Annotated in this window: 7 protein-coding genes; all 7 read right to left on the reverse strand. The window is 70.4% G+C overall.

Going from position 1 to position 6,508, the window contains the following annotated elements:
• Positions 1-213: 213 nt before the first annotated feature.
• Positions 214-1,071, reverse strand: a complete 858-nt coding sequence (locus ACFXOZ_RS41710) for a glutamate ligase domain-containing protein (protein ID WP_380524812.1) — start codon at positions 1,069-1,071, stop codon at positions 214-216.
• A gap of 27 nt (positions 1,072-1,098) precedes the next feature.
• Positions 1,099-2,178: an ATP-grasp domain-containing protein gene (locus tag ACFXOZ_RS41715; RefSeq protein WP_380595267.1), complete on the reverse strand. Its 1,080-nt coding sequence runs from the start codon at positions 2,176-2,178 to the stop codon at positions 1,099-1,101.
• Entirely contained in the window at positions 2,175-2,996 is an 822-nt protein-coding gene (gene dapF / locus ACFXOZ_RS41720; RefSeq protein ID WP_380595277.1) for a diaminopimelate epimerase, read from the reverse strand. Before dapF ends, ACFXOZ_RS41715 begins: the two co-directional genes overlap by 4 nt.
• Before the next feature lie 128 nt (positions 2,997-3,124).
• Entirely contained in the window at positions 3,125-3,574 is a 450-nt protein-coding gene (locus tag ACFXOZ_RS41725) for an ATP-binding protein (RefSeq protein ID WP_380595269.1), read from the reverse strand.
• A 31-nt stretch (positions 3,575-3,605) separates the two neighbouring features.
• Positions 3,606-4,112, reverse strand: a complete 507-nt coding sequence (locus ACFXOZ_RS41730; protein WP_380595271.1) for a hypothetical protein — start codon at positions 4,110-4,112, stop codon at positions 3,606-3,608.
• Positions 4,113-4,295: 183 nt separating this feature from the next.
• On the reverse strand, positions 4,296-5,504 hold the full coding sequence (locus ACFXOZ_RS41735; RefSeq protein WP_380595273.1) for a helix-turn-helix domain-containing protein: 1,209 nt from the start codon (positions 5,502-5,504) through the stop codon (positions 4,296-4,298).
• 79 nt (positions 5,505-5,583) lie between these two features.
• Positions 5,584-6,240: an HAD family hydrolase gene (locus ACFXOZ_RS41740; RefSeq protein WP_380595275.1), complete on the reverse strand. Its 657-nt coding sequence runs from the start codon at positions 6,238-6,240 to the stop codon at positions 5,584-5,586.
• Positions 6,241-6,508: the final 268 nt, after the last annotated feature.

Consider the following 6,508-nt stretch of genomic DNA (forward strand, 5'->3'; position numbering starts at 1 on the left):
GGGGGGGGGGGGGGGGCGGGGCGGGCGGGGGGGGCCCCCGCCGCGCGGGGCCTGCCGCCGCCGCGCCCGCGCCGCCCCCCCCCCCGCCGCTGGAGAAGGCCCGAGCCGTCTGCGGATACCAGGCAGGGGAGGCGCCGGAGACACCGGGGTTGTGTGGGGTCGAGGCGGCCCGGATGCAGTTGACCTGCCAGGGCTTTCAGAGGCCTGACGCGGTCACCAGCCGGTGACCTTCTGGCCGAGAAGCTGCTGGCACACCTGCCACAGCATCGCGGAGCGGGAGGCTTTGACCAGCACCTTGTCACCGGGCCGTACGATGCTCTCAAGGTAGGCGGCTGCGGTCTCGGCGTCGGCGACCAGGGCCACGTCGGTGCCGTGCGCGGCGGCGGCGAGGGCAAGCTGCTTGGGCAGGTCACCGCCGACCGCGATCAGCAGGTCGATTCCTTGTTCGGCGACGTACCGGCCGATCTCGCGGTGTGCGGAGACGGAGTCCTCCCCGAGCTCGCCCATCTCGCCGAGAACGGCGATCGTGCGTCCGGCCGCCGGGAGGGGCGGGAAGGTGATGGCGCGGCCGGTGTAGGACTTGGCGAGGCGGCTCAGTGGTACGCGGTCGTTGTCCTGGCCCCACGCCGAGGGATCCCGGAAGTGGATGACCTGGTCGTCGCCGCTCTCGAAGCCGTGGGCGACGACCAGGTGTCCTCCGCGGCGGCCGTCGGTGGGGAACTGCTCGGTCACGGAGATGATCAGCGGTGCCTTCGCCAGCTGGTCGGTCAGCTCTTCGGCCGCCACCGGCTCGGCCTGACCGGCGATGTCGAAGTCGATGGCGATCTTGGCGATCCCCGCGTGCAGCCAGCCTCGGTCGGTCAGGGCGTCGCGCTTGACGCCGATCTTGATGAGCTCGGTGAGAGTGGGGGGCTCCTTGCCGTAGGCGAGCAGGATCATGCGGAGGGCCGCCATGCCGCAGGCTCGGTTCGACCAGGTGAGCCGGTCCCCGAGCTCCATGCCGCCCTGCTGTTCCCACTCCTCAACGGGGACGAGCTGACGGCACATCGGGACCTCGTGGACATGCAGCATGGCGGCGACCTTCCGAAGCGTTATCGTTCAGACGGTGGCGTCCAGTTGGGCCGGGACGGCACCGATACTCGGGACGGGCAGAGGCACATCGTAGGTCGGCCGGGCGAGGGCCTGGTGGAGCATCGCGCGAACGACGTCCTCATGGGTCAGGCCGCACATCGACGCTCCGGCGGCGAAGTTGCTGTCCCGCGACATGCCGGGGGTGGTGTTCACCTCGAGGGCGAACACCTCGCCGTCGGCGGTGACCATGAAGTCGACCCGGGCGCCCCCCTGGCAGCCGAGACCTTCCCACAGGGTCCTGGCGTGCCTGGTGAGCGTGCGCAGGACGGACGGCGGCAGGTCCGCCAGCGTCACGGACACGCCGCCGCGGCCGTCGGCGTCGAGCTTCGTGTCGGCGTCGTAGAAATCGGCCTGCTGGACCTCGGTGGCCAGCGGCGGGAACGCCAGGACGCCGCCGGGAAGTTCCAGCAGTCCTACGGTCACTGGTGTCCCGGAGATGTAATGCTCGACCAGGACCGGCGAGGGGTCGGTGCGGGTCGCTTCTTCGAGTGCGGCGGTGAGCTCTTCGGTGGTGCGGACCAGGCTCATTCCGACGCTCGATCCGCCCATGGTCGGCTTGACCATCATGGGCAGCCCGCCGCAGGTCACAGCGCTGCCGCCGGTCCACACCTGCCACGGCGGAGTCGGCACGCCGAGCCCCTTCATGTACCTCTTGCAGAGGATCTTGTCGGTGGCGATGGCGGACGCCGCAACACCGTTGCCACAGTACGGCCTGCGCAGCCAGTCCAGCAGTCCCTGGAGCCGGCCGTCCTCGCCGAAGGGCCCGTGCAGGTTGGACAGGACGATGTCGACGCCGAGCAGCTCTGACACGAACCCGGGCTCGCACGGGTCCAGGACGCGGAATGCGGTACCGATCGTGTCCAGGGACTCGGAGAGCGCGGTCACGGACATCTGCTCGACGGGGCTCCTGGAGAGGTACAGGCGGTCCTCGGCGGAGACGCCGCCGTAGACCAGGCCCACGTTGGTGCCGCGGTACTTGCGCTCCCGTACGGCTTGGATCTCCTTGCTCAGCGCGGCGGTGTCATGCCAGTCGATGGTGATGGTCACGAGATGACTCCTTCGTAGGCGAGGGTGACGGGGCCGGCAACCCAGTACGACTTGGCCGGTCGATCGGCGTGCGGGGCGACGGTGAGGGGGGTTCCGGCGCGGTTGTGGACGGCGACGGGGCCCGCGGTGACCAGGCCACGGCGTCCCGCGATGACGACGGCGGCGACAGCCCCGCTTCCGCAGGAGAGCGTCTCGGCCTCGACACCGCGCTCATAGGTGCGGATCTTGAGGGTTTGCCGGTCGATGCTCTCCACGAAGTTGACGTTCGCGCCGAGCGGGGCGAGCTTTGGGTGGTGGCGCATCAGACGTCCGCAGGCCTCGGCGTCGAGGCCGTCCACGTCGTTTACGACGGCAACCACGTGTTCGGTGCCGGTGTGAGCGGAGTCGAACCAGAAGGGGCGGCCGCCCCACACGGACTCGACCACCCGCATGTCGACGGCGCCGACTTCGGCGGTGATCGCCACAGCCTCACGGGTGACGGTCGCCTCGTGCTCGACCCCGGCCATGACGAGGGTCATCGTGTCGAAGCCGAAGTCCTCGGCCGCAGCCCAGGCCGAGCACCGCAGCGCGTTGCCGCACATCGTTGCGATCGACCCGTCGGCGTTGAAGCACGAGACCTCCAGGACCGGAGGGGCGCTGCTGATCAGCGTGCTGACCACCAGACCGTCGGCGCCGATACCGGTTCGGCGCGCGCACAGCCTCACCGCGATGTCGTGCCAGTCGCGGCCGGTGTCCTGGTCGGCGCCGTTGAGCAGCACGAAGTCGTTTCCGGCTCCGTGGATCTTCCGGAAGGGAGTGCTCAAAGGGGTCCTCCTCACGTGGGTATCGGGATGCAGGGCGCTGTGGTGGGAGCGCGCCGTGAAGGAGGTGCCGGCCGCCGCTCGGGGGAGGCTTTCGGCCGGCACCGGATCCGCCCGGGACGCCGGGCGGAGTCCGAGGGGTGCCGTCAGGCCAACTCGCTGGGTACCCCGAGGTCGGCGTGGATGACTTTGCCGTGCGGCCACAGTCGGACGCCCCACTTGGCCTTCGTGAGGTGGTGTACCAGGGCCAGTCCTCGTCCGGATTCGTGGGAGGGACCGGCTTCGATCCGCACGGGCGGCGACGCGGAGCCGTCGGAGACCAGCAGGCGCACGACTCCGGCGGTGGGTCGGCGGATGGCGACGATCATGTACGTCCGGCAGCCGGTCTTCGCCGCGTTGCTCACCAGCTCGGAGATGATCAGCTCGGCGTCGTCGATCAGGGCCTCCAAGCCCCACTCGATGAGCTTGGCGTTGACCATGAGGCGGGCTGCGCGGGCGGACCGGAAGGCGTACGGCAGCCGCATGGTGGCCGGTGCAGGACGGGTTGCCGAGGGCGCTCCCTCGGCTTCCCGGGGCCGTTCGAGGGTGGTGTTCATCCTTGCTCCCGGGCGGCTGTCACCGTACGGGTCAGCATCCGGAGGTCCTCGGGTCGGTACCTCGTCCTGCTGCACGGCGGGGAATGAACAGGCCCGCGGCCGAGGACGCGAGGTCACGCCGCCGCCAGTGGTCGCCCGGGGAGCGGCGCTCCGGCAGGGTTCCGGCCGGGGTGCCCGGGTGCGTGGCAGCGGTGAGAAAGGCGCCGCGCTCGAGCAGGACGGTGGCGAGCCGGTCGAAGGCGGCCAACTGTCGGCCGGGGCTGTTCAGAGGGTCGTCATGGATCATGTCGCGGGTCCAGGTGACGACCCCGCAGGCTCTGTTCTCCGACAGGGCGTCGGTGATGTCCTGCCAGCCGGGTCGCTCGGCGAGGGGCTGCGTGGGGTTGCTGTCCACGGCGAGCACGGCCACGGTCCACCGGCGGGCCCTGGCGAAGACGCGGACGTGGGCGGCGATGAGATCGGCGGCGGGTTCGTCGCCGGAGCAGATGTAGATGGCGACGGGGGCGCGGCCGACGGGTCGGGGGTGGTCGCTGGTCATGGCGACCACTGTCACCGACCATTCACCGTCGGTGAATACATGGGTCGTGGTAGCCGGAGAACTCGCACACGGCCGACTACCACGTTCAGTGGTACCCGCGGCGGTTGTTACGGCTGGGCGTTACGGGGCGTGGTAGCTGCGTATACCAGCAGGTCGCGGACACCATGGTCCGACATGGAGGGCTTATCTGATCACCAGTGGAACACCGGCGGCCTGCGCAACGCTCCTCGCCATCGCCACAGACACGTCGGCGATCCGGTCCGTGATCACTCCGGGGAGCGCCTGGTGCCGGACCCATGTCGGGGCGATCCGGCACGCTTCCTTCAGCGCTGCGGCCGCTGCCTCCCACTGCCGTGTCTCGGTCCGCGTCAGGGCGATGTCCAGGTGAAACCTGGCGCGGGTGGACAGCGGCATGCCGGGATCGAGATGAGTCGTCTCGATCAGCCTGAGCGCTCCGGCGGTGTCGCCCAGGGCCGTCGCCACCGACATGGCCTGCGTGGCGGCGTAGGACGGGCCGAACGGCTGGCCCTGGTCGCCCCGGGCGTGCTCGCGGCCGATCCGGGCCGCGACGGCGTGGGCCTGGCTCAAGTAGTCGCGGGCGGTGTCCGCGCTCGCGCCGCCCCGGGACGCGGCGACGGCCGCGTTCGTGACCAGTTGCCCGTACACGCTGAGCCGGTCCGGGTCGCTGTCGGACATGCGGGGCTCGACCTTGGCGGCGGACTGCTCGGCGACGTGGACGCCCTTGGCAGTGTGGCCATCGCGCAGGCAGATCCACGACAGCGAGGCCATCAGGTGGGCCGCGCGGAGGCCGTCACCCACCTGGTCGGCGACGTTTCGGCCGTGGGTGATCGCGGTGTACCCGAGGTCGCGGGCGCCGAGGATATTGGCCATGACGGCAGCAGTCTGGAAGGCATCGGCGAGGACTCCACCGGCGGCTTCGCGTCGATCCGGTGTGGTGGCGTCGTAGAGCGCCCGTGCCTCCGGCAGCAGGAGGGACAGGATCGCGCCGAGCTCGACGTAGCGTCCGCTCCAGAACGCGGCGTCAGCGCGCCGTGCCGCGTCTCGCAGGTCCTCCAGACTGCCGGGCTCCACGTCGGTGCCGATGCCGAGTCCGGTGTCGTGGACGGCAGCTGATACTGCGCGTAGGGCCGAGCGTTCCTCCAGGGCCATGCCTCGGCGCGGGGATTGCTGTCCGAGGATCACTGAGACGTCGGTGCCGAGACCGACAGCGACCTTCATCAGCGAAGGGAGCGAGAGGTTGCCCCCCTGTTCGAGCTTTCGGATCGTGCCCAGGGAGACCCCGGACTTCTCGGCCAGGTCTTCCTGTGTGACCTCCCGGCCTCGCAGGATCTTGACTCGTTCCGCCGTGGTGCGTTCTGCCCAGAGGGTCACAGGCTGACTCCGTCTCAGGTGATGGCCTTCCCGGGGCGGTACCTCCGCAGTGTGCGGGTATGACCGTACAGCGGGAGGCTCAGACGCAGGCCCCGATGCCGAGCAGGGATGCGATCCGGGCGACGGTCTCTGGCCGGCCGTCGGCGAGCACCGTCGTGATACCGAGTGCTTCGGCCGGCGGCAGGTTCACCGGGTGATCGTCGACGAACACGCACACCTCGCCTGACAGGCCCATCCGCTCCAGCGCCAGCCGGTAGATCGCCGGGTCTGGTTTCGCGATGCCCTCCAGCTCGGACACCACGGTCACGTCGAACAACTCCCAGACGCCACAGGCGGCGTACGGGTCGAAGGGGTCCAGTCCGAAGCTGTTGGACAGCAGGGCGACCACGTAGCCGGCCTCACGCGCCGCCTTGGCAAGGGTGACCATGTCGGCCGCGGCCCGGACCCCGGCCCACGCCCGGCCCATCAGGTTCTCGTGGTCGGCCAGACCGAGATACGGCGCGACCTGCCGGTTCCAGTCCGCCTGGCTGATAGCGCCACGTTCCAGGTCAACGTACAGCTGCCGAACCACCGGATGGGTGTTCAGCGTGCGGCGCCATGCCTCGGCGTCAAGTCCCTGACTGACGCACCACTCGCGGTGGACGGCGAGAGCATCCGTGGTCAGAACACCGGCGAAGTCGAGGATCAAGCCGCGGTATGCGGACGGGGGACTGACGGGTGCTACTGGTTGCGCCATGATGAGTTCCCTTCGGGGTTCGTCGCCGTACCGCGAAGGTACCCGCGGAGAGGGCGGGTCCCACCGGTCGGCCCCGCCGTGGTGGACGGCGGGGCCGAACTGCGAGGCCTCACCGCAAGTAAGCACACTGCACGGACCTGCCCTCTTGCCTGGCACGGGCTGTGCCTCCACGACGTGGGGTGGGCGGGGGCCCCGGGGAAAGGGATGGCGGGGGGGGGGGCGGCGGCCCGGCGGGGCCCCCCCCCCCCCCCCACCAAGCCCCCCCCCC

This window comes from Kitasatospora sp. NPDC059160 (assembly GCF_042755465.1).
In the GTDB taxonomy this organism is placed as follows: Bacteria; Actinomycetota; Actinomycetes; order Streptomycetales; family Streptomycetaceae; genus Kitasatospora.